Origin of the sequence: Chelativorans alearensis, assembly GCF_010993735.1 — a bacterium.
In the GTDB taxonomy this organism is placed as follows: Bacteria; Pseudomonadota; Alphaproteobacteria; order Rhizobiales; family Rhizobiaceae; genus Chelativorans; species Chelativorans alearense.
The window spans coordinates 204126-225758 of record NZ_WQNI01000013.1 but is presented as its reverse complement, the minus strand read 5'-3'; the positions used below and the strand labels follow the sequence as shown (position 1 = coordinate 225758).

Below are 21633 nucleotides of genomic sequence, written 5' to 3'. Positions count from 1 at the left end.
ACCCAATGCCTCCATGGGCAACCGGCAAGGCCGATTACCCCATCTCCAAGCTCGTCGAAATGCTCCGCCGAAAGCCGGCGCGCGGCCCACGCGTCATGAGGTATCGGGGCTCTCCAGCGCGTAGAGGGCCAGCGAATGGGCGTGCGCCAGGATCTCGTCGACCTCGCGGATATTGCGGGGGCGGATTTCGGACGGCTCGAAGCGGGCGAGCCGGCCGCCGGGCGGGCGGCCGCCGCGCAGCGGTGCGGTGCGGCGCGTCAGCCCCAGATCGCGGCGCGCCTTCCAGCGGGCAAAGCGCATGGCCTGTCCCGGCAGATCGTCAAGGGCAGCGGCGAGTGCCGCCAGCCGCTGGCCAAGGCGCGCGGCGCTGACGGGATCGTCGCGGGAGGGCGGCTGCGGGAGGGGAGACGGCTCGATGAGGCCGGGAAACAGGATGCGCGGGACGGCGCGCGCGGGCCTATTGCCGCCGCGGCCCAGCGTCGGGGTATGCGGCAGCGGGTCGAAGAGCGGCAGGCTCACGCTTCGCGGACGGGCGGGCGCGGCGGACAGGTCCGCCCTCGCTCTGCGCGCTGCGGCGGACAGGTCGGCGGGCGAGGCCATCACGGCGATGCCGAGGCTGCGCAGGAGCGGCGCCGGGCTTGCGGGCCTCTGTTTGCGCGGGGGCGGCAGGCAGACGACCAGACCGCGCGCGGCGGCGATGACCAGCCGCCGCGCGGCGGCCTCAGCCGGGCGCAGCAGGCTGAGGATGGCGCGCCAGAGATGGCGGGGCAGGGTCTTTCGAGGCTCGCCCTCGGCCCGCGCCTCGGGATCAGGGCCCACGGCCGGCCCGGCCATGGCCACGAGCGATGCGACGATGCGCTTCAGCGCCTCGCGATCCCGCTCGATTGCCGCACTCCCGTCCATCGTTGCCTCCTTTCGTCAGGCGCGGGGATTATCGCACGGGTCGGGAGGGGCGTGAATGGTAATAGGAAAACATTCCTGACAGATGCTGACAGGGGTGCGACGGCTGGGAGACTGGTAAAAGCGGGAGTGCGGCGCGCCTATCTCCCCCTTTGCGGGCAGGGTCATCGCATATGGAGTGGGGGCCGCACGCCATATGCGATAGCCCTCCCCTTTGAGGGGAGGGATTGAGGGTGGGGGCCCGGCAAAGCCGAACGGAGACTCCATTCACATGCGACTGCCCTCGCCCACAAGGGGAGGCGCCGCCGCCTACCAGACCATCCCGCGCGCCGCGACCGCCTCCACACGCGTCACGCGCCCGCCCCGGTGGAAGACCATCTCGTCAAAGAGGTTGGAGACCACGCAGGTATGGTTCGGCACGATGCGGATCTTCTCGCCGATCTCCGGCCGCCGGCCGGCGCACCGCGAGAGGTCCACGACGCCATGCTCCTCCGAAAGCCCGGAGATGACGGCCTCCGGATAGTCCACGATATGGCCGAAATCGGAAAAGCCCAGGAGATCGGAGGTCAGCGCCTTCGACCCCGCGTCGATCACCGCCCGGTCCTGCGTCGGCCGCGAGACTACCGTTGCGAGGATGTGCATGGCGCATTGATCGAGCGTGCAGTGCCCCGCCCGCACCATCGCCCGGTCGTTGTAGACATAGGTGCCGGCCCGGTGCTCGGTGGCCGAAGGCACCATGTGCGCCTCGAACAGGCTCGGCGTTCCGCCGTTGCTGACGGCCGGGCAGGGGATGCCCTCCTTCGCCAGCAGATCGACCGCCCGCGACAGCCAAGCCTCCACCGCCGCCGCGCTTCCCGGTTTCGGATAGGTCATCAGCCCGCCGAAGCCAAGCCCCCCGCTGCCGGCGATCTTTTGTGCAAGAGAAAGCGCCTCCTCGGGCGTCTGCACCCCGCAGCGCCCGCCGCCGGTGTCGCATTCCACCATCACCGTCAGCGGCCTTTCCGCTGCAAAGGCCTGCGCCAGCCCCTCGACGGTGACGGCGCTGTCGGCGGTCACCTTCAACGCCTCGATGCGCCCGTTGAGCGCCGCAAGCCGCTCAAGCTTCTCCGCGCCCAGGATGTTGTAGGTGATCAGGATATCGCCGAAGCCGGCCTCGGCGAATATCTCCGCCTCGGTCACCTTCTGGCAGTTGATGCCCTTCGCCCCCGCCGCCCGCTGCGCTTGCGCCACGGCGAGGATCTTGTGCGTCTTGATGTGCGGCCGGAACGTGATCCCGTGCTCGTCCATATAGGCCTGCACGCGTGCGATGTTGCCGGTCACGACATCTTCGTCGATCACCGGCACCGGTGTCGAAAGCGCCGATACCGGATCGCCGCTTCCGGGCCTTGATGAGTTCATGCCGAAACCGTCTCCTGCCCGTGCGGGTCCTGGATCATCGGCCATATATCGCGCCGCGCCTTGCGATAGGCCGTCTTCGCCGGATTGTTAGGATAGGGCGTGCCGGCGGCGCAATAGATGATTTTCGAGGCGATCTTGGAAAACGAGCTGTAGAAATGGTTGGTCGACTTGATCACCAGGATCTTCTGAGCCCTGGGGTCGATCCCCATCACCTCGAACAGGCTCGGATCGAAGCTCTGCGCCCGCGTCGTGTTCAAGATCACGTCGACACCGTCGAGCCGGATATGCGCCGCATCGCCGAAGGGCGCGAAGCTCTCTCCGAAGCGCATCTCGGCATCGCGCACCAGCCGCACGATCTCCACATGCCCGTCGATGGGATTGCCCGTGCCGAGCGCCGATTTCGCCCCGAAGCGCAACGGGATTTCCGCCCCTTCGCCCGCCGCCATGCAGATCTGCACGGCGATCGGGTCCCATATGGTGCCGACCGCGGCATCCCTCACGCCACGCTCGAGCAGCTCCGCCAGGATAATGGTCGCGTCCCCCGCCGTGCCGCCGCCGGGATTGTCCCACATATCGGCGATGACGACAGGACCGCCGGCGGTGCCGAGCGCCTCCTCCACCGCCTGGCTTTCGTCCACCTGCGGCATCAGGAAGGAGCCGCGCTTGTCAAAGAGCTCCATGCCCAATTCCCGCGCCAGCCGCTCCCCCTTCTCCGCCCGGTCATCGGTGACGCAGATGATCTTCGTCCCCATCTCCGGCACGTCGCCGGCCATGAAGCCGTGGATGACCGACAGCGACAGCACGTCCGGGTCCGACGCCTCGATCGCCTTCAGCCTGTCGACGAAGGTGCGCATCGGCTCCCGCGAGGTCGGGAAGACGTCGATCATGCGGCAGTCGAAGACGGACATCGCCGGCTTCGCCCGCCCCTCCAGCGCGTCGACGGCGATCCGCCACAGGTCCTCCGCCCGCTCGACGAAGTCCGTATGCGGAAACTCCTTGAAGGCGACGAAGAAATCGGCAAGCCCAACGCGCTTCGCCGTCAGATGGCTGTGCGGGTCGAGCTCCGCGCACAAGAGCACGTCCGTCCCGATGATCTCGCGGATGCGCGCCAGAAGGTCCCCCTCCGGGTCGTCGTAGCCGCTCGCCACCATGGCGCCGTGCAGCCCGAGCACCACCCCGTCGACGGGCATCGCCGCTTTGAGCTGCCCCAGGATTTCATCCCGCAGCCCCTCATAGGTTTCGCGGTTGATCAGCCCGCCAGGGTCGGCCCAGGCGGCGGTTCCCTCGACCAGCTCCCATCCCTTCTCCACAGCCACCTTGCGCCCCACGGTGATCGGCGCCGTGCACAGCGTCGGCGTCGGCGGGTGTTCTCCCGGCGGGGCATAAAGCGAGGCCTCGAAGGCCCGGCGGTCGATGCAGATGGGCGAAAACGTGTTCGTCTCGGTTGCCAGCGCAGCGGTGAACAGACGCACTCGATCGGCCTTTCTTCTTGTCCGGTGCTAGTCCACCGCGCCCATCGGATTGGGCAGATAGCCGGTAAAGCCGGAGATCTTCCATCTCCCCTCGTGGAGACGGCAGTAATAAAGCGTCTGCCATTTCATGATGTCGCGCGTGCCGTCGCCGCGGAGGATGCTGCCGTCGAACTTCTTGCGGGCAAGGGCCGTCTCGCCGTTGATCTCGATATCCTCCAGCCTCGTCGCCGCGAAGATCGCGTCGCGCGGGTCCTCGCCATAGGTCTGGCGGGCGAAATCCTCCGCCTGCCGCAGCCACTCGTCGCGATAGGCGGCAAGGGTCGGGAAGCCCAAGTGCCAGGCGTCGGGATCGGCCTTCTTGCCGGCGTCGATGCCGATGAAGCCCTCTTCGACGAAATCGCCGGCGACCATGCCCCAATCGGCCGTCAGGAAGGCGTCGATGTCGCGCTGAACCAGCATGGTCCAAATGGCGTGGCGGGCGGTGTCGGATGAGGGAAAAGGATTGACGAAGGGGTCGCGCATCTAAATTCTTTTCATAATTGCCTCTTCTGCCTAGCCAAAATCGCCTCGATATGGTGAATTGTCAATTGAACGGGAAAATAATTTGCATGGAAGGTCCAGAATGACGATCAAGCGTTATGGAGCCGAGAAGGCCGGTGCCGGCGGCCAGTCGCTGCCTTTCGCCCGCGCGGTGGAGGCGGACGGTTGGCTTTACGTCTCGGGCCAGGTGGCGATGGAGAACGGCGAGATCATCGACGGCAACATCGTCACTCAGTCGCGCAAGACCATCGAGAACGTGATCGCCATCCTGAAGGAAGCGGACTACGGGCTGGAGCACGTGGTGCGCGTCGGCGTGTGGCTCGACGATCCGCGCGACTTCTGGACCTTCAACGGCGTCTACAAGGAGTATTTCGGCGAACATCCGCCGGCACGCGCCTGCGTGCAATCGCGTATGATGGTCGACTGCAAGGTGGAGATCGACTGCGTCGCCTACAAGCCGCGCGATCGATAGGTTGTAGCGGGGGGAGCGCGCCCATGGACCTTCTGATGATGCTGCAGGACAGGAAGGGGCAATTGTCCCAGGCCGAGCAGCGCATTGCCGATATCCTCTTCAGCGACTTCGATTTCGCGGTCAACGCCTCGATCATCGAGCTCGCCAAGCGGGTGGAGGTCTCCCCGCCGACGGTCACGCGCTTCTGCCGCCGGCTCGGCTGCCAAAGCTTCTCCGATTTCAAGGTGCGGCTGGCCAAGACGGCTTATGTCGGCGCGCGCTATCTCAGCCCCGAGGCGAGGACCGCCTCTTCCGCCGAGGTCGCCGAGGATATCGTCACCAAGGCGCAGTCCGCGCTCTTTTCCTTCCACCGCACCCTCGACATGGCGCGCCTGGACGAAGCGGCGGAGCGCCTCGCCAGCGCGCCGATGATCTATGCCTTCGGCTCCGGCGGCAATTCCTCGATGATCGCCAACGAGATCCAGAACCGTCTCTTCCGCCTGGGGCTGCGGGTCACCGCCAGCACGGACCACGGCATGCAGCTCATGCTGGCCGCCGCCGCTCAGCCCGACGACGTTCTGGTGGGCTCGTCCTTTTCGGGGCGCAACGCGGAGCTGGTGCGCGCCTTCCGGCTCGCCCAGGATGGCGGCGTCTTCACCATCGCCTTCGCCCAGAGCGAAAGCCCGATCGCCAAGGCGGCCGATCTCGCCATTCCCGTCGATCTGCCGGAGGGAACCAACATCTACCGGCCGACATCGACGCGCTTCGCCTATCTCGCCCTGGTCGACATCATCGCCAACGTCGTCGCCTACCGCATCCGCGACCAGGCGGCGGTGACGCTCAGGCGCATCAAGAAAGAACTGGTAACCCACAGGGACGAAGACGATCGCCAGCTGCTGGGCGATTGACGTTCGGAGACGGAGCATCATGACGCGATCTGCGGCGGTGGTGACCGGAGCGGCGGGCGACATCGGTCGCGCCATCGCCGCCCGGCTGGCGGAAGACCACGACGTGGTGGTCATGGCCGATCTCGACGGCGCAGCCGCCGAGAAGGCCGCCGCCGGGCTTGCAGGCACAGCCCGCTTCATCGCTGCGCAATGCGACGTCACCCACCGGGACGCGGTGAACAAGCTTGCCGCCGAGGCCGCGCGTCATGGAACGGTCAGGACCCTCGTCAACAACGCCGGTGCTGCACGCGACGCCTCGCTTCAGGAGACGACGGCCGAGAACTGGCAGAAGGACATCGCGCTCAACCTTGAAGCGGCCTTCCTCTGCTTCAAGGCCTTCGAGGAAGCCCTCAGGAAATCGCAAGGCGCCGTCGTCAACATCGCTTCCGTCAACGGCCTGCAGGTCTTCGGCCATCCCGCCTACTCCGCCGCCAAGGCCGGCTTGATCCACCTCACCAAGCTGATCGCCGTCGAATACGGCAAGTTCGGCATCCGCGCCAACGCCGTCGCCCCCGGCACGGTGCGGACGCAGGCGTGGGACGCCCGCGCGGCCGCCAACCCCAACGTCTTCGAGGAGGCCCGCCGCTGGTATCCCCTGCAGCGCATAGCCTCGCCCGAGGACGTCGCCAACGCCGTGAAGTTCCTGGCAAGCCCCCTTGCCGCCGCCATCACCGGCACCTGCCTCCCCGTCGATTGCGGCCTGACCGCCGGCCAGGCCGAGCTCGCCCGCACCTTCTCCCAATCCTCCATGTACTGAAGGTTTCCCCATGCTTACCGCGCCTTTCCGAGTGGAATGCTCATGGCTGCCGATCGAGAACTCCGCCGGCCGCCTGAAGTTCACGCTGTTCAACCTGTCGGGCGAGACGGTGCGGGACTTCAAGTTCGCCTACACCTCGCTTACCCGCACCGCGGCCGACCACCACTGCGAGAACGCCACGCTTCTGCGCCGCCACGCCAACTTCCACCAATACGCCCCGCCATCCGGCCTTGAACTTGCGCCCGGCGGAACCTGGACCTTCACCGTCGAAGGCTTGACGCGCCCTGCGGTTCACTGCTCCGATGGCGCGAAGTCCGCTTACCTCACCCTGAGCGACGGCCGCCATCTGCCCGTCTCCTTCGGCGACCTCATGCTGGAAGGACGGGAAAGCGCGCTACCGCCCGTGCTGCTGCCGCAGGGCGCGGTCTCGGAGCCCTTCGTCCTCCTCCCCTGGCCAGCCTCCTGCAATCTCGCCGCCAGCGACGCCGTTCCGGTCGCCCTTTACCCGCAAGCCGGCGCCGGCAGCGATGATCTCCGTGCCGTCGCCACCGCGCTCGCGCTGTTCCAGCGGCTCTTCCCCGCCGCCCATGTCCCCTTCAGCCTGGCGGAAGTACCCGGTGGCAGGCCTGTTGCCATCGAGGAGAGTGCCGTCCTCGGGCGGGAGGCCTATGCGCTTCGCTTCACGTTGGATCGCGTCGAGCTCACCTATGGCGGTCCCGCTGGCCGCTTCTACGGTCTTGTCAGCCTCGCCCAGCTTCTTAACGGCGCCCGCACCGATCCCGCCACCTTCAAGTTCCCCGCATCGGGCACCGTCACCGACGCGCCGCGCTATTCCTGGCGCGGATCGCACCTCGACGTCTCGCGTCAGTTCTTCCCAGTGGAAGACGTGCGCCGCTTCATCGACATCCTCGCCTGGAACAAGCTCAACATCTTCCACTGGCACCTGACGGACGACGAGGCCTGGCGCCTCGAGATCAAGGCCTATCCGCAGCTGACCGGGATCGGCAGCCGGCGCGGCCCGGACGGCCCGCTGATCCCCCAGCTCGGCGATGGCGCCGACACCCGCGAGGGCTTCTACCGGCAAGAGGACGTCCGCGCCCTCGTCGCGCACGCGGCAGCGCTCCATGTGGAGGTCGTCCCCGAGGTCGACATCCCCGGTCATTCCGAAGCCATGCTCGTCTCCCTGCCGGATCTGGTCGACGGCCAGGAAGCGCCCGAAAGCTACTTTTCCGTCCAGGGCTACCCCAACAACGCGCTCAACCCCGCAATCCCCTTCACATACGAGGTGCTGGGCAAGGTATTCGACGAGATGGTGCAACTGTTCCCCGCGCAGTATATCCACATCGGCGGCGACGAGGTGGCGGACGGCGCCTGGCTTCATTCGCCGTTGGCCCGCGCACTGATGGAGAAGGAGGGGATTGAAGGCACCTTCGGCCTGCAGTCCTTCTTCATGCGCAAGATCAAGGACATGCTCGCCGAGCGTGGCCGCCGGCTGGCCGGCTGGAATGAGGTCTCCCACGGCGGCGGCGTCGACCCGGAAGGCACGCTTCTGATGGCCTGGCAGAGCCCCAAGGTCGGCATCGAACTCGCCGAAGAGGGCTACGACGTCGTCATGACGCCCGGCCAGGCCTATTACCTCGACATGGTGCAGGCGGAGGCCTGGCAGGAACCTGGCGCAAGCTGGGCCGGCACCGTGCCGCCGAAACACACCTACGAATACGAGGCCGAGGGCGATTTCCCTGAAGCGCTGAAGGAAAGGATGAAGGGCATTCAGGCCTGCATCTGGACGGAGAATTTCATCTCCAGGGCCTATTTCAACCACCTGGTCTTCCCCCGCTTGGCCGCAGTCGCGGAAGCCGCCTGGACCCCGCGCGAAGCCAAGGACTGGCAGCGCTTCTGCGCCATCGCCCGCCTGTCGCCGCGGCTTTAGGGGAACGGCAGGATGCGCCTCGCCATCGGCGGAATTCACACCGAGTGCAGCACTTATTCCCCGGTGCTGATGAACCGCGAGGACTTCCGCATCCTGCGCGGTGAGGAGCTCCTTTCCTCCGACCACTTCGCCTTCCTGCACCAGGCCGACGGTGTGGAACTCCTGCCGCTCTTCCATGCCCGCGCCGTGCCCGGCGGCCCCGTATCGCGTGCGGCTTACGATCAGTTCAAGGCCGAGTTCCTGGATCGGCTGAAGAGGTCCCTCCCGCTCGACGGCCTGCATCTGGCCATGCACGGCGCCATGAATGTCGAAGGCATGGACGACGCCGAAGCCGACTGGATCTTATCCGCCCGCGCCGTCGTCGGTCCCCGCTGCATCGTCGCCGCCAGCTACGACCTGCACGGCAACGTCAGCCAGGCCATCATCGACCAGCTCGACATCTTCGCCGCCTACCGCACCGCACCCCACATCGACGTGCAGGAGACGATGGCCCGCGCCTTCGCCATGTTGGTAAAGGCTCTGAAGAGCGGCGAAAGGCCGGGCGTCGCCTGGGTGCCGGTCCCCGTCCTCCTGCCGGGCGAGCGCACCTCGACGGAGGATGAGCCCGCCCGCTCGCTCTACGCCGCCCTCCCTGAGGTCGATGCCGTTCCTGGCATCTGGGACACCAACCTGATGGTCGGCTATGTCTGGGCGGACGAGCCGCGCGCCACAGCAGCAGTGGTGGTCACCGCCACGAACCGGACTGCCGCCTTGAAAGAGGCAGAGAAGCTGGCGCTCGCCTATTGGCGCCAGCGCGAAAACTTCCACTTCGGCCCCGTCACCGGCGCGCTCGATGAAATGCTGGAGATCGCGGTTGCCGCCCGCACGTCGCCGGTCATCCTCGCCGATTCCGGCGACAATCCCACCGGTGGTGGCGTGGGCGACAGGGCCGACGTGCTGGCTGCGCTCATGGCGCGCGACTGGCAGGGAGCGCTTGTCGCCGGCATCGCGGACCGGCCGGCCGTCGAGCGGTGCTTCGAAGCCGGGCAGGGCGCCGTCCTTCCGTTGCGGATCGGCGGCTGCCTCGATCCCGCGAGCCCGCATGTCGCCGCCGATGTCGAGGTGCTCCGCCTCGATAATCCGGGCGACCCAGCCGAGCGTCAGGCGGTGGTGCGCGTCGGTGGCATAGACGTTGTGCTGGCGGCCCGCCGCCGCCCCTATCACCGGCTCGCCGACTTCAAACGGCTGGGCCTCGACCCACACGCCGTGCGCCTGCTCGTCGTCAAGTCCGGCTACCTCTCCCCGGAGCTTGCACCCCTCGCCAACCCCAACCTGATGGCCCTCACCGATGGTGCGGTCAACCAGGACATCCCGGCGCTCGCCAACCGTCGCCGGCGCTCGCCCTGCTACCCCTTCCAGAGCGATTTCACGCTCGCCCCGAAGGCGCGTCTATCGACGCGCTGGGGGATTCTAAGTCCTTGATGGAACCCCCACCCCTCGCCCCTCCCCTCAAGGGGGAGGGGAATTCTGAAACGTCGATGTCCCCCTCCCCCTTGAGGGGAGGGGTGAGGGGTGGGGGTCCGGCGAAGCCGAACAAAGACTCCATCCACATACGATAGCCCTGTCAGCGAAGGGAAGGGCGTTCCCTACGCCGCCTCGGAGCGCCGTGCCGCCGCCGCGGCCAATTCGCGAATGCCTGGTTCGATGTGGTGCAGCGCGATCGAGGAGATGCCGAGCCGCATGTAGGGCGAGGGCCGCTCAGGCCCGTCGAAGAAGCGCGCGCCCGGCTCGATGAGCACGCCCCGCGCCTTTGCCGCCCGGGCCAGCGCCGTCGTGTCGGTGCCGGGCGGCCCCTTGAGCCAGATGGATATTCCGCCGGGCACATCGGCCGCCTGCCAGTCGGGCATGTGCAGGCGCAGCGCCGTCAAAAGCTCCTTGCGCCGCTCCTCGAAGGCGGCGGAAAGCCGGCGCACCAGCGCGTCGTGGTGGCCAAGCGACAGGAACAGCGCCACCGCGCGCTGGTTGTTTGCCGGCGGGTGACGCAGCATGAAGCGGCGCAAGGCCCTCAGTTCCGCCACCAGCTCTGCCGGCGCGACGATGTAGCCTATCCGCAAGCCCGGCGCGAGCGTCTTCGACATGGAGCCGACATAGATGACGCGCCCGGTATGGTCGAGGCCCTTGAGCGCCTCCTGCGGCGTCTCCTCGGCAAGCTGGCTGTCGTAGTCGTCCTCGATGACGACCCAATCGTTCTCCTCCGCCTGGGCAAGGAGCGTCTCGCGCCGCGCACGGCTGAGCGGCACCATGGTGGGGCAGTGGTGGCTGGGCGTGACGAAGACGAAATCCGCCTCGGGCGGAATCGCGCCCACCTTCATCCCCTCGCCGTCCACCGGCACGGGCAGCGTCTCGGCGCCGGCAAGCCGGAAGATGGAGCGCGCGTCGGCAAAGCCGGGGTTCTCCATCGCCACCCGCGCGCCGCGCCGCATGAGCAGCGTGGAGAGCATGTAAAGCGCGTGTTGCGCGCCCAGCGTGATGATGATCTCGTCCGGATTGGCGAAGATGCCGCGGCGGGGGAGCAGCCGCGCCTGGATCTGCTCGATCAGGAGCGGGTCGTCCCTGTCGACCATATCGGCCGCCCAGTTGCGGATTTCGAGCACCGCCAGCGCCATGCGGTTGCACTCGCGCCACTCGGCGGTGGGAAAGAGCGTCGGGTCGAACTGGCCGTAGACGAAGGGGTAGGACGACTGCATCCAGTCGTCGTTCTTCGGCGCCTCGGGCATGTCGCTCGCCACCACCTGGCGGCGCGCCTTCCAGTCGATCCTCGCCACCCCGCGCGCCGTCTGGCGCGGCGGGCGCGGGGGTGCGGCCAGCACCTCCGGGTTGACGAAATGCCCGCGCCGCTCGCGGGCGATCAGAAAGCCCTGGTCGACGAGCTGCTGAAACGCCAGCACCACCGTGCCGCGTGCCACGCCCAGCTTCTCCGCCAGGATGCGGCAGGACGGCAGCGGCATCGAAGGCGCGATCTGCCGGTCGAGAATCGCCGAGACGATCGCCTGGCGGATCTGCGCCTGCAATGTCTGGCTCGAATCAGGGGATATCTTGAACAGCCCGGCCCAAAGGGCGGCGTCGTTTCTGGTCGGCATGGCTTCCTCTCCGGCGGCGGAGCCTACCCCCATGGGCAATGTGCCGCAACCCTGGACTAAGCGGTTACGCCACAGATGCGCCTTCTTCACCGCTTCACATTTTTCTGTCAGCAACCTAAGGTCCGCCCGCCGAGGAAGGAGAAGCACCGACATGAGCGCTTACGAGGACGCACTGGCCGCACTGCGGCAGCACCGGGAAGAAAACCGCGATTTCGACCTGCGCGCTGCCTTCGCCGCCGATCCCCAACGCTTCTCCCGCTATTCGACCACGCTCGGCGACATGCTTCTCGACTATTCGAAATGCGCCGTCGGCGACGAGACGTTGAAGCTTCTTGCCGATCTTGCCGAGGCCGCCGGCCTCGCCGGGCGCCGCGAGGCTATGTTCTCCGGCGAGCGCATCAACACGACCGAGGATCGCGCCGTCCTGCACACCGCCCTGCGCAACTCCGGTGCACCGGTCATGCTCGACGGCAAGGACGTCATGCCCGATGTCGAAGCCGTGCTGGCTGCGATGAGCGCGTTCGCCGAGGCGGTGCGCGCGGGCGACCTTGCGGGCGCCACCGGCAAGCGCTTCACCGATGTCGTCAATATCGGCATCGGTGGCTCCGATCTCGGCCCGGCCATGGCAACGCTGGCGCTGGCACCCTATCACGACGGCCCGCGCCTCCACTACGTCTCCAATATCGACGGCGCCCACATCGCCGATACGCTGAAGGAACTCGATCCCGAGACGACGCTTTTCATCGTCGCCTCGAAAACCTTCACCACCGTCGAGACCATGACCAACGCCGGAACGGCGCGCGCCTGGGTGGCGGAGAAGCTCGGCTCGGGCGCGGTCGGCGCCCATTTCGCCGCCGTTTCCACCGCCCTCGACAAGGTCGCCGCCTTCGGCATCGACGAAGCGCGCGTCTTCGGTTTCTGGGACTGGGTGGGCGGGCGCTATTCGCTCTGGTCGGCCATCGGCCTGCCCATCATGATCGCCATCGGCGCGGAGAACTTTCGCCGCTTCCTTGCCGGGGCGGAGGCCATGGACAGGCATTTTCGCGAAGCGCCGGCACGCGAAAACATGCCGGTGCTCCTCGGTCTCGTCGGCTTCTGGCACCGCGCCGTCTGCGCCTATCCAGCTCGCGCCGTCATCCCCTATGACCAGCGGCTTTCCCGTTTGCCCGCCTATCTGCAGCAGCTCGACATGGAATCGAACGGCAAGCGCGTCACGCTCGACGGTGAACCGGCTGCCACCCCCACCGGCCCGCTCGTCTGGGGCGAGCCGGGCACCAACGGCCAGCACGCCTTCTTCCAACTCCTGCATCAGGGCACGGACGTCATCCCCGTCGAGTTCATCCTGGCCGCCAACGGCCACGAGGCCGCATTGAGGCACCACCACGACCTGCTCGTTGCCAATTGCCTTGCCCAGTCGGAAGCCCTGATGAAGGGCCGCACGCTGGACGAGGCGGCTGCCCAGCTTCGCGCCAAGGGCATGGGGGAAGCGGAGGTGGCGGCGCTCGCCCCCCACCGCGTCTTCCCCGGCAACCGCCCCTCGCTCACAATCGTCTACGACACACTGGACCCCTTCTCCCTCGGCCGCCTGATCGCGCTCTACGAGCACCGGGTCTTCGTCGAGGCCGCGCTCTTCCGTATCAATGCCTTCGATCAGTGGGGCGTCGAACTCGGCAAGGAGCTGGCGACGGAGCTTCTTCCCGTGGTGGAAGGCAAGAAAGAGGCCTCGGCCCGCGACGCCTCGACGGCCGGGCTGGTGGGGCACATCGCGGCGCTGCGGTAGAGGTGTCGCCGAAGGTACCTGACGACCGGCGCCCTACCGCAATTCCCGCCGCAGGATCTTACCCACATTGGATTTCGGCAGCTCGCTGCGGAACTCCACATGCTTCGGCCGCTTGTAGCCGGTCAGCTCCTTGCGGCAGAAGTCGATGATGTCCTCTTCGGTGAGCGTACTGTCCTTCCTCACCACGAAGAGCTTCGGCACCTCGCCCGAGTGCTCGTCCGGCACGCCGATCGCGGCCACTTCCCGCACGCCGGGGTGCCGCGCCACCACATCCTCGATCTCGTTCGGATAGACGTTGAAGCCCGAGACGTTGATCATGTCCTTCTTGCGGTCGACGATCTTGATGTAGCCGCCTTCGTCCATCACGCCCATATCGCCGGACTTGAAGAAGCCATCCTTCGTCATGCTCTTCTTGGTCTCGTCCGGCCGGTTCCAGTAGCCGCCCATCACCTGCGGTCCGCGGATGCACACTTCCCCCACTTTGCCCGTTTTCACGTCCTTCCCGTCTTCGTCGCGGATGGCCACTTCGGTGGACGGCAGGGGCAGGCCGATCGTGCCGGTGAAGTCGTCGCCGTCGAAGCGGTTGGCCGTGGCCACCGGCGAGGTCTCCGAAAGCCCGTAACCCTCTGAGATCATGCATCCCGTCAGCGCTTTCCAGCGCTCCGCCACGGAGCGCTGCACGGCCATGCCGCCACCGAAAGTGAGGATCAGGTTCTTGAAGTCGAGTTTGTGGAAGTCATCGTTGTGGAGCAGCGCGTTGAAAAGCGTGTTGAGGCCGGGGAACACGGTGAAGTCGTACTTCGCCAACTCCTTTACGAATGCAGGAATGTCGCGCGGGTTGGTGATCAGGACGTTCTGCGCCCCCAGCTTCAGGCCCATCAGCGCGTTCACCGTCAGCGCATAGATATGGTAGAGCGGCAACGCGCAGATATAGACCGCATGCTCGGGCCGGGCCCGCTTCAGGTAAGCCGTTTCCAGCCAGATTTCGTTCTGCATTACGTTGGCGAGCACGTTGCGGTGGAGCAGCATCGCCCCCTTTGCAACACCCGTCGTGCCGCCCGTGTACTGCAGGAAGGCGATGTCATCGATGCCGACATCGGCGGGCTCGAAGCGCCGTTCCGCGCCGTCCTTCATGGCGGTTTTGAAGGGCACGTGGCCGGGCAGCTCCCACGCCGGTACAAGCTTCTTCACCCGGCGCACGACGAAGTTCACGATGTGGCCTTTCAGCCCCATCATGTCGCCCATGGTGGCAACCACCACGTGCTTGACCTCGGTCTTGCCGATCGCCGCCTGCAGCGTCTTGGCGAAGTTCTCCAGAATGACGATGGCTTCCGCGCCCGCATCCTTGAGCTGATGTTCCAGCTCGCGGGGCGTGTAGAGGGGGTTGACGTTGACGACCACAAATCCCGCCCTCAGCGCCGCCAGCATCACCACCGGATATTGCAGCACGTTGGGCATCATGATGGCCACGCGCGCGCCCTTCTTCAGCCCTTTCGATTGCAGGTAGGCGGCAAAGTCCCGCGACGCCTTCTCCAATTCGGCGAAGGTGAGCGTCTTGTCCATGCAGGTGAAGGCCGGCCGCTCGGCGAAGGAGCGACAGGAGGCTACGATCATATCGCCGAGGGAGTTGTGTTCGAAATCCCCGATCTCGCTCGGGATTTCCTTGGGGTAGCTCTTCAGCCACGGCTTCTGCGCAGCCTTGGCAGTGCGCGCGGCAGGCTTGCGGGCCGTCGTTCTGGCGCCGGCAGTCTTCGCGGGCGCGGCGCTTGTGCCCGAGCCTTTCGAGGCAGCCGCTTTCGACGCTGCGGAGCGAGTGGAGGCGGGCTTGGCCTTATCCGCGGTTTTTGCGTTTGCTGCCGTTGATGTGGCTGCTTTCGCGCTCTTCTTGCTGGTATCGGCGGTTTTTGCGGCGGTCTTGGGCGCCTGCTTTTTCTCCGCTGCGGAGCGGGTGGACGAGCGCTTGGGCGCTGCCTTCTGCTGCGCGTTGCCGCTCGCGGCGGCCGGCGTTTTTCTGGCGCGGGTTGTTGTTTTCTTCTCGCCGCCCGTCTTGCTCGTGGTTGTGGTCTTGGCCAAATTTCCCTCCCTTTGGAAATTCCCGTTTACCTTCACGTCAACGTTAATATCCGGTCGTCGCCCGTTCCGCTACTGGGTTTGCGCATTCCGGCGGCGCTCCTCCCCGATGCCGCCACCTTATTGTGGCGCGTCCCGCACCGGCAAGCCCGATGCTGCAGTTACTGCCCGAAGCCCTTGTGCCCCTCCAGAAAGGCTTCCTCGTCGTGTGTGCTGACGCGGCCCAGCGCGCGGTTGCGGTGTGGAAAGCGGCCGAAGCGCTCTATGATGTCCCGGTGCTCGACGGCGTAGCGCAGCGCCTCCTCGTCGCCCAGCGCCTTGAACAGCATCACCGCATGCTCCTGGTCCGCCAGGACCTCCGAGTGCTGGAACGGCATGTATAGGAACTGCCGCTGCTCATTGGACAGCCCTTCGTCCAGCCGCTTCTCGACCGCCTCGCGCGCAATCCGGATGGCAAGGTCGTCGGTCGAGAAAGCCTTGGCGGTGCCGCGGAACATGTTGCGCGGAAACTGATCGAACAGAATGATGGCGGCGAGCGCCGCCCGGGCATCCTCGGCCGCCTCCTTCGGCGCTACGGCGCTCAGCCGCTCGTGCAGCGCGCCGAAGCGCTGGCGGATGGTCTCGTCCAGCTTGCCGTTGCCTTTGAACCAGTCCTCCGTCGCGATCTCCTCGAACCAGAAGGAGAGAACGCTGTCGATCCAGTCACCGGCCATAAATACCTCCTCACTTCCGCTTGCCGCCACCTTGCCGAGGCTTCGCCACCCCCATTCTCTCAACGTGCCGGCGGCCGTGCGGCCAAGTCCATCATTCGAATGCCTTGTGAAACAAAATTCACGAAATGCGAAATTTTATTACTCCGAGAGGAGTTTCCTCCCCAAGAGAACTTTGCTTATATGCGGCTTCCAAGAGCCTGTGGGAAGGGCTCGATATAACAAGAGGGAGAATCCCATGAAAACGAAACTGACATTCGCGGCCGCGCTGCTGGCTGCCACGATGCTGAGCGGCGCGGCGGGCGCCAAGACGCTCGTCTATTGCTCGGAGGGCAGCCCCGAGGGCTTCGATCCGGCCCTTTACACCGCCGGCACCACCTTCGATGCCTCGTCGAAGACAGTCTACAATCGCCTGGTCCAGTTCGAACCCGGAACCACCAATACCGTGCCCGGCCTCGCCGAAAGCTGGGAGATCTCCGACGATGGACTGGAGATCACCTTCCACCTGCGCGAGGGCGTCAAGTTCCACACGACGGACTTCTTCACGCCGACCCGCGATTTCAACGCCGATGACGTGCTGTTCTCCTTCGAGCGTCAGCTCAAGGAGGACAACCCCTTCCACGCCTATGTCGAAGGCGCATCCTGGGAGTATTTCAACGGCATGTCGATGCCCGACCTCCTCAAGTCCATTGAGAAGGTCGACGATCTGACGGTCAAATTCGTGCTGAACCGGCCTGAAGCACCGATGATCGCCAACCTGGCGATGGATTTTGCTTCCATCCTGTCCAAGGAATACGCCGACCAGTTGGCCGAGAGCGGCAGTCTGTCCGATCTGAACCAGAAGCCGGTCGGCACCGGGCCGTTCCAGTTCGTCGCCTATCAGCCGGATGCTGTGATCCGCTATAAGGCGCATCCGGACTACTGGGCAGGCAAGCAGCCGATCGACGATCTGGTTTTCGCCATCACGACGGAGAATTCGGTTCGCCAGCAAAAGCTGATCGCCGGCGAATGCCACATCATGCCCTATCCGAATCCCGCCGACATCGAGAGCCTGAAATCCAATGAGGCGCTCAAAGTTGACGAGCAGGAAGGCCTGAATGTGGGCTATCTGGCCTACAACACCCAGCAGGAGCCGTTCGACAAGCCCGAGGTGCGCAAGGCGCTTAACATGGCGATCAACAAGGAAGCCATCCTCGACGCCGTGTTCCAGGGCGCCGGCCAGGCGGCCAAGAACCCCATCCCGCCGACCATGTGGTCCTACAATGAGGCGATCGAGGACGATCCGTACGATCCGGAAGCCGCCAAGCAGATGCTTGAGGAAGCCGGCGTGAGTGATCTTTCCATGAAAGTCTGGGCCATGCCCGTGCAGCGCCCGTACAACCCGAACGCCCGTCGCATGGCCGAGCTCATCCAGGAGGACTTCTCCCAGGTGGGCGTAGATGTCGAGATCGTCTCCTACGAGTGGGGCGAGTATCTCGAACGTTCCAAGGCAGTCGATCGCGACGGCGCCGTGCTTCTCGGCTGGACGGGCGATAACGGCGATCCGGACAATTTCCTCGCCGTTCTGCTCGGCTGCGATGCTGTTGGCGGTGCCAACCGCGCACAATGGTGCAACGACGAGTTCAACGATCTGATCCAGAGGGCCAAGACGCTGAGCTCGCAGGAGGAACGTGCCAAGCTCTACGAGGAGGCCCAGGTCGTCTTCAAGCGCGAGGCCCCGTGGGCCACAATCGCCCATTCGGTCGTCCACATGCCCATGCGCAAGGAAGTGACCGGCTACAAGATGGACCCGCTCGGCGGTCACGCCTTCGAAGGCGTCGACATCGCCGAATAGACAGATCTCACGATGATTGGGAACCGGCGGCAGCATGAGCTGCCGCCGGTGTTTACTGTTTCATGTTCCGCTTTCTGTTTTCACGGGTGGCGCTGCTGATCCCGACCTTCATCGGGGTCTCCATCATCGCCTTCTCCTTCATTCGCCTGCTGCCCGGCGATCCCATCACGCTGCTCGCCGGCGAGCGCGGCATGACCGAGGAGCGCTACCAGCAGCTCCAGTCCGCGATGGGCTTCGACAAGCCCTTGGTCGTGCAGTATTTCAACTACCTGCTCGACCTGCTGCAAGGTGATTTCGGCACCTCCATCGTCACCAAGCGGCCAGTGCTCCAGGAGTTCCTCACCCTCTTCCCGGCGACGCTGGAGCTGTCGTTCTGCGCCATCATGCTCGCCGTCCTCATCGGCGTGCCGGTGGGCGTGCTGGCGGCGGTAAGGCGCGGCTCGTGGCTCGATCAGTCCGTCATGGGTTCGGCTCTGGTCGGCTATTCCATGCCCATCTTCTGGTGGGGCCTGCTCCTCATCATCCTGTTCTCCGGCATTCTGCAATGGACACCGGTGTCCGGCCGCATCTCGCTGCTCTACTATTTCCCGCCGGTGACCGGCTTCATGCTTATCGACAGCCTGCTGTCGGGCCAGGAAGGCGCCTTCAAGTCCGCCGTCTCACATCTCGTCCTGCCGACGGTCGTGCTTGCCACCATCCCGCTCGCCGTGATCGCCCGGCAGACGCGCTCGGCGATGCTCGAGGTGCTGGGCGAGGACTATGTGCGCACGGCCCGCGCCAAGGGCCTGCCGCCGCGCCGCGTCATCGGCCTTCACGCGCTGCGCAACGCGCTCATCCCGGTCATCACCACCATCGGCCTGCAGGTCGGCGTGCTTTTGGCCGGCGCCATCCTCACCGAGACCATCTTCTCCTGGCCGGGCATAGGCAAGTGGATGGTCGATAGCGTGTTCAAGCGCGACTACGCGGTGGTGCAGGGCGGGCTGCTTTTGATCGCCGGCATCATCATGATCGTCAACCTGATCGTCGACATGCTCTACGGTCTGGTGAATCCCAGGATCAGGCACTGAGCCATGGCCAGCACGAACACAAAAGACCCAAACGCGGCCATCGGCCTTGAAGACGGCACCTTTATCGCTGCAGGCCGGCGCGCGCGACTCGCCGAGTTCTGGTATTATTTCCGCCAGAACCGGGGCGCCGTCATCGGCCTGGTTGTCTTCGTCATCATCGTCGCCATCGCCGTCCTGGCGCCCCTCATTGCCCCGCACGGCCCCAGCATTCAGAATCGCGGCGCCTTCCTCCTGCCGCCGGTTTGGGAGGACGGCGGGCGCTGGGAGTTCGTGCTCGGCACGGACGCGGTCGGACGCGACATCCTCTCGCGCCTCATCTACGGCGCGCGCTTCTCGCTTTTCATCGGTGTCGTCGTCGTCTCCCTCGCCGTCACCGTAGGCATCTTCGTCGGCCTGATGGCCGGCTATTTCCGCGGCGCGGTCGACACGGTGGTCATGCGCATGATGGATATCATCCTGGCCTTCCCGTCGCTGCTCCTTGCGCTGGTGCTCGTCGCCATCCTGGGGCCGGGGCTCGCCAATGCGATGATCGCCATCGCCCTGGTGCAGCAGCCGCATTACGTGCGGCTTACCCGCGCCGCGGTGATGGCGGAGAAGGGCAGGGACTATGTGACGGCGGCGCGCGTCGCCGGCGCCGGCAACATCCGGCTGATGTTCAAGACCATCCTGCCCAACTGCACCGCACCGCTCATCGTCCAGGCCGCGCTTTCCTTCTCCACCGCCATACTCGACGCAGCGGCACTCGGCTTCCTCGGCATGGGTGCGCAGCCGCCGACGCCGGAGTGGGGCACCATGCTGGCCGAGGCGCGCGAGTTCATCCTGCGCGCCTGGTGGGTGGTCACCTTCCCCGGCATCGCCATCCTCGTCACCGTGCTTGCCATCAACCTGATGGGCGACGGCCTGCGCGACGCGCTCGATCCGAAACTGAAGAGGTCGTGACGATGTCCCTGCTCGAGATCGAAAACCTCACTGTCGAGTTCGACACCGCAGGCGGCAAGCTGCGCGCCGTCGACGGCATCTCCTTGTCGGTGGAGGAAGGCGAGGTGCTGGCGGTCGTCGGCGAATCGGGCTCCGGAAAATCCGTCTCCATGCTCGCCGTCATGGGGCTGCTGCCCTGGACGGCCACAGTGACGGCGGACCGCATGGCCTTTCAGGGCCGCGATATCCTCAACCTTTCGCCCGCCGAGCGGCGGCGCATCGTCGGCAAGGATATCGCCATGATCTTCCAGGAGCCGATCGCCAGCCTCAATCCGTGCTTCACCGTCGGCTTCCAGATCGAGGAGACGCTGCGCCAGCACACCGATCTCGACCGGGCGGCCCGCCACCGCCGTGCTATCGAGCTTCTGAAATCCGTCGGCATCCCCGAACCGGAAGACCGCCTCGGCGCCTTTCCGCACCAGATGTCGGGCGGTCAGTGCCAGCGCGTCATGATCGCCATCGCGCTCGCCTGCGGCCCGAAGCTTCTGATCGCCGACGAGCCGACCACCGCACTCGACGTCACCATCCAGAAGCAGATCCTCGACCTGCTCATGGACCTGCAGGCCAAGACCGGCATGGGCATGATCCTGATCACCCATGATATGGGCGTCGTAGCCGAAACGGCGGATAGGGTCGTCGTCCAGTACATGGGACGCAAGATGGAGGAGGCGGACGTGCTCTCCCTCTTCGAGGCGCCGAAGAGCGCCTATACGCGAGCGCTTCTTTCCGCCCTGCCGGAGAATGCCGTCGGCGACCGTCTGCCCACCGTCTCCGACTTCGCCCTCGACGACACGCCCTACACGGGAGCGCGCACATGAGCGAGATCGTGCTGGAAACCCGCGACATCGTCCGCGACTACCACATCGGCGGCGGTCTCTTCCGCCAGGGCCGCACCGTGCACGCCGTGAAGGGCGTCAGCTTCAAGCTCGAGAAGGGCAAGACGCTGGCCATCGTCGGCGAGAGCGGCTGCGGAAAGTCGACGCTGGCGCGCATGATCACGATGATCGACGCGCCCACCGCCGGCGAACTTTTCATCGACGGCGAAAAGGTCGACATCTTAAGACAAGGGCTGACGCCGGAACTGCGCCGCAAGGTGCAGATCGTCTTCCAGAACCCCTACGGCTCGCTCAATCCGCGCCAGAAGATCGGCGACGTGTTGATGGAGCCGCTCATCATCAATTCCAACATTCCCGTGGGCGAGCGGCGCGAGCGCGCCATGCAGATGCTCAAGAAGGTCGGCCTCGCTCCCGAGCACTTCAACCGCTATCCGCACATGTTCTCCGGCGGTCAGCGCCAGCGCATCGCGATTGCCCGCGCGCTCATGCTCAACCCGCGGCTTCTCGTGCTCGACGAGCCGGTCTCCGCCCTCGACCTGTCGGTGCAGGCGCAGGTCTTGAACCTTTTGGCCGACCTGCAGGACGAGTTCGGCCTCACCTTCGTCTTCATCAGCCACGACCTCTCGGTCGTGCGCTACATCGCCGACGAGGTGATGGTGATGTATTTCGGGGAGGCGGTGGAGTACGGCACGCGCGACGAGGTCTTCTCCAACCCCCGGCACGACTACACCAAGACCCTCTTCGCCGCCACGCCGCGTGCCGATGTCGAGAGCATCCGCGCGCGGCTCGCCAGGAAGGCGGCTTGAGCGGGCTGGCGGGCGACGGCGTTTTGGGGCTGCTTTGG

General features: G+C 65.8%; 18 protein-coding genes. 11 read left to right on the top strand and 7 right to left on the bottom strand.

Annotated elements, in window-relative coordinates; translation table 11 throughout:
- Nucleotides 1-93: 93 nt before the first annotated feature.
- The 4 genes from GPJ75_RS19890 to GPJ75_RS19875 all read right to left on the bottom strand — a co-directional run bounded on the left by GPJ75_RS19890 (nt 94) and on the right by GPJ75_RS19875 (nt 4292).
- A complete protein-coding gene (locus GPJ75_RS19890; protein ID WP_163270551.1) occupies nt 94-903 on the bottom strand; it encodes a hypothetical protein in 810 nt (269 codons plus the stop codon).
- Nucleotides 904-1209: 306 nt separating this feature from the next.
- The gene (locus GPJ75_RS19885) at nt 1210-2298 is read right to left on the bottom strand and encodes a D-TA family PLP-dependent enzyme (RefSeq protein WP_163270548.1); all 1089 of its coding nucleotides are present in this window, start codon (nt 2296-2298) and stop codon (nt 1210-1212) included.
- Nucleotides 2295-3770 carry a M81 family metallopeptidase gene (locus GPJ75_RS19880; protein WP_163270546.1) on the bottom strand — a complete coding sequence of 492 codons (1476 nt, stop codon included), beginning with the start codon at nt 3768-3770 and terminating at the stop codon, nt 2295-2297. Before GPJ75_RS19880 ends, GPJ75_RS19885 begins: the two co-directional genes overlap by 4 nt.
- Nucleotides 3771-3797: 27 nt before the next feature.
- The gene (locus GPJ75_RS19875) at nt 3798-4292 is read right to left on the bottom strand and encodes a hypothetical protein (protein ID WP_163270544.1); all 495 of its coding nucleotides are present in this window, start codon (nt 4290-4292) and stop codon (nt 3798-3800) included.
- A 100-nt stretch (nt 4293-4392) separates the two neighbouring features.
- Between GPJ75_RS19875 and GPJ75_RS19870 the strand changes: the two genes are divergently transcribed.
- From GPJ75_RS19870 to GPJ75_RS19850, 5 genes are read left to right on the top strand one after another with little or no spacing between them, the layout of a single operon-like run.
- Entirely contained in the window at nt 4393-4782 is a 390-nt protein-coding gene (locus GPJ75_RS19870; protein ID WP_163270542.1) for a RidA family protein, read from the top strand.
- 23 nt (nt 4783-4805) lie between these two features.
- Complete coding sequence (locus tag GPJ75_RS19865) at nt 4806-5669, top strand: MurR/RpiR family transcriptional regulator (protein WP_159588804.1); 864 nt, start codon at nt 4806-4808, stop codon at nt 5667-5669.
- Nucleotides 5670-5688: 19 nt separating this feature from the next.
- Nucleotides 5689-6465 carry an SDR family oxidoreductase gene (locus GPJ75_RS19860; protein ID WP_163270540.1) on the top strand — a complete coding sequence of 259 codons (777 nt, stop codon included), beginning with the start codon at nt 5689-5691 and terminating at the stop codon, nt 6463-6465.
- Nucleotides 6466-6475: 10 nt separating this feature from the next.
- Nucleotides 6476-8395, top strand: a complete 1920-nt coding sequence (locus GPJ75_RS19855) for a beta-N-acetylhexosaminidase (RefSeq protein WP_163270538.1) — start codon at nt 6476-6478, stop codon at nt 8393-8395.
- Nucleotides 8396-8407: 12 nt separating this feature from the next.
- The gene (locus tag GPJ75_RS19850; RefSeq protein WP_163270535.1) at nt 8408-9856 is read left to right on the top strand and encodes a M81 family metallopeptidase; all 1449 of its coding nucleotides are present in this window, start codon (nt 8408-8410) and stop codon (nt 9854-9856) included.
- Nucleotides 9857-10020: 164 nt separating this feature from the next.
- On the opposite strand, the gene pdxR is transcribed toward GPJ75_RS19850, so the two are convergent.
- Nucleotides 10021-11514 (bottom strand): MocR-like pyridoxine biosynthesis transcription factor PdxR, encoded by a 1494-nt coding sequence (gene pdxR, locus GPJ75_RS19845; protein WP_163270533.1) that lies wholly within the window; start codon nt 11512-11514, stop codon nt 10021-10023.
- 151 nt (nt 11515-11665) lie between these two features.
- Here pdxR and pgi point away from each other — a divergent pair, with 151 nt between their 5' ends.
- Complete coding sequence (pgi, locus tag GPJ75_RS19840) at nt 11666-13294, top strand: glucose-6-phosphate isomerase (protein WP_163270531.1); 1629 nt, start codon at nt 11666-11668, stop codon at nt 13292-13294.
- A 33-nt stretch (nt 13295-13327) separates the two neighbouring features.
- Here pgi and GPJ75_RS19835 read toward each other — a convergent pair whose 3' ends face one another.
- Entirely contained in the window at nt 13328-15367 is a 2040-nt protein-coding gene (locus GPJ75_RS19835; protein ID WP_163270529.1) for a long-chain-fatty-acid--CoA ligase, read from the bottom strand.
- Nucleotides 15368-15525: 158 nt separating this feature from the next.
- Nucleotides 15526-16077 (bottom strand): DUF924 family protein, encoded by a 552-nt coding sequence (locus GPJ75_RS19830; protein WP_163270527.1) that lies wholly within the window; start codon nt 16075-16077, stop codon nt 15526-15528.
- Nucleotides 16078-16312: 235 nt separating this feature from the next.
- Between GPJ75_RS19830 and GPJ75_RS19825 the strand changes: the two genes are divergently transcribed.
- The 5 genes from GPJ75_RS19825 (at nt 16313) to GPJ75_RS19805 (ending at nt 21595) form a co-directional block, all read left to right on the top strand.
- Nucleotides 16313-17908: an ABC transporter substrate-binding protein gene (locus GPJ75_RS19825; protein ID WP_163270525.1), complete on the top strand. Its 1596-nt coding sequence runs from the start codon at nt 16313-16315 to the stop codon at nt 17906-17908.
- 62 nt (nt 17909-17970) lie between these two features.
- Complete coding sequence (locus tag GPJ75_RS19820; protein ID WP_163270523.1) at nt 17971-18975, top strand: ABC transporter permease subunit; 1005 nt, start codon at nt 17971-17973, stop codon at nt 18973-18975.
- Nucleotides 18976-18978: 3 nt separating this feature from the next.
- On the top strand, nt 18979-19914 hold the full coding sequence (locus GPJ75_RS19815) for an ABC transporter permease subunit (RefSeq protein WP_163270520.1): 936 nt from the start codon (nt 18979-18981) through the stop codon (nt 19912-19914).
- 2 nt (nt 19915-19916) lie between these two features.
- Nucleotides 19917-20771, top strand: coding sequence for an ABC transporter ATP-binding protein (locus tag GPJ75_RS19810; RefSeq protein ID WP_163270518.1), 855 nt, complete (start codon nt 19917-19919; stop codon nt 20769-20771).
- Nucleotides 20768-21595 (top strand): dipeptide ABC transporter ATP-binding protein, encoded by an 828-nt coding sequence (locus GPJ75_RS19805; RefSeq protein ID WP_163270516.1) that lies wholly within the window; start codon nt 20768-20770, stop codon nt 21593-21595. The genes GPJ75_RS19810 and GPJ75_RS19805 overlap by 4 nt, the downstream gene beginning before the upstream one ends.
- The last annotated feature ends 38 nt before the right edge of the window (nt 21596-21633 follow it).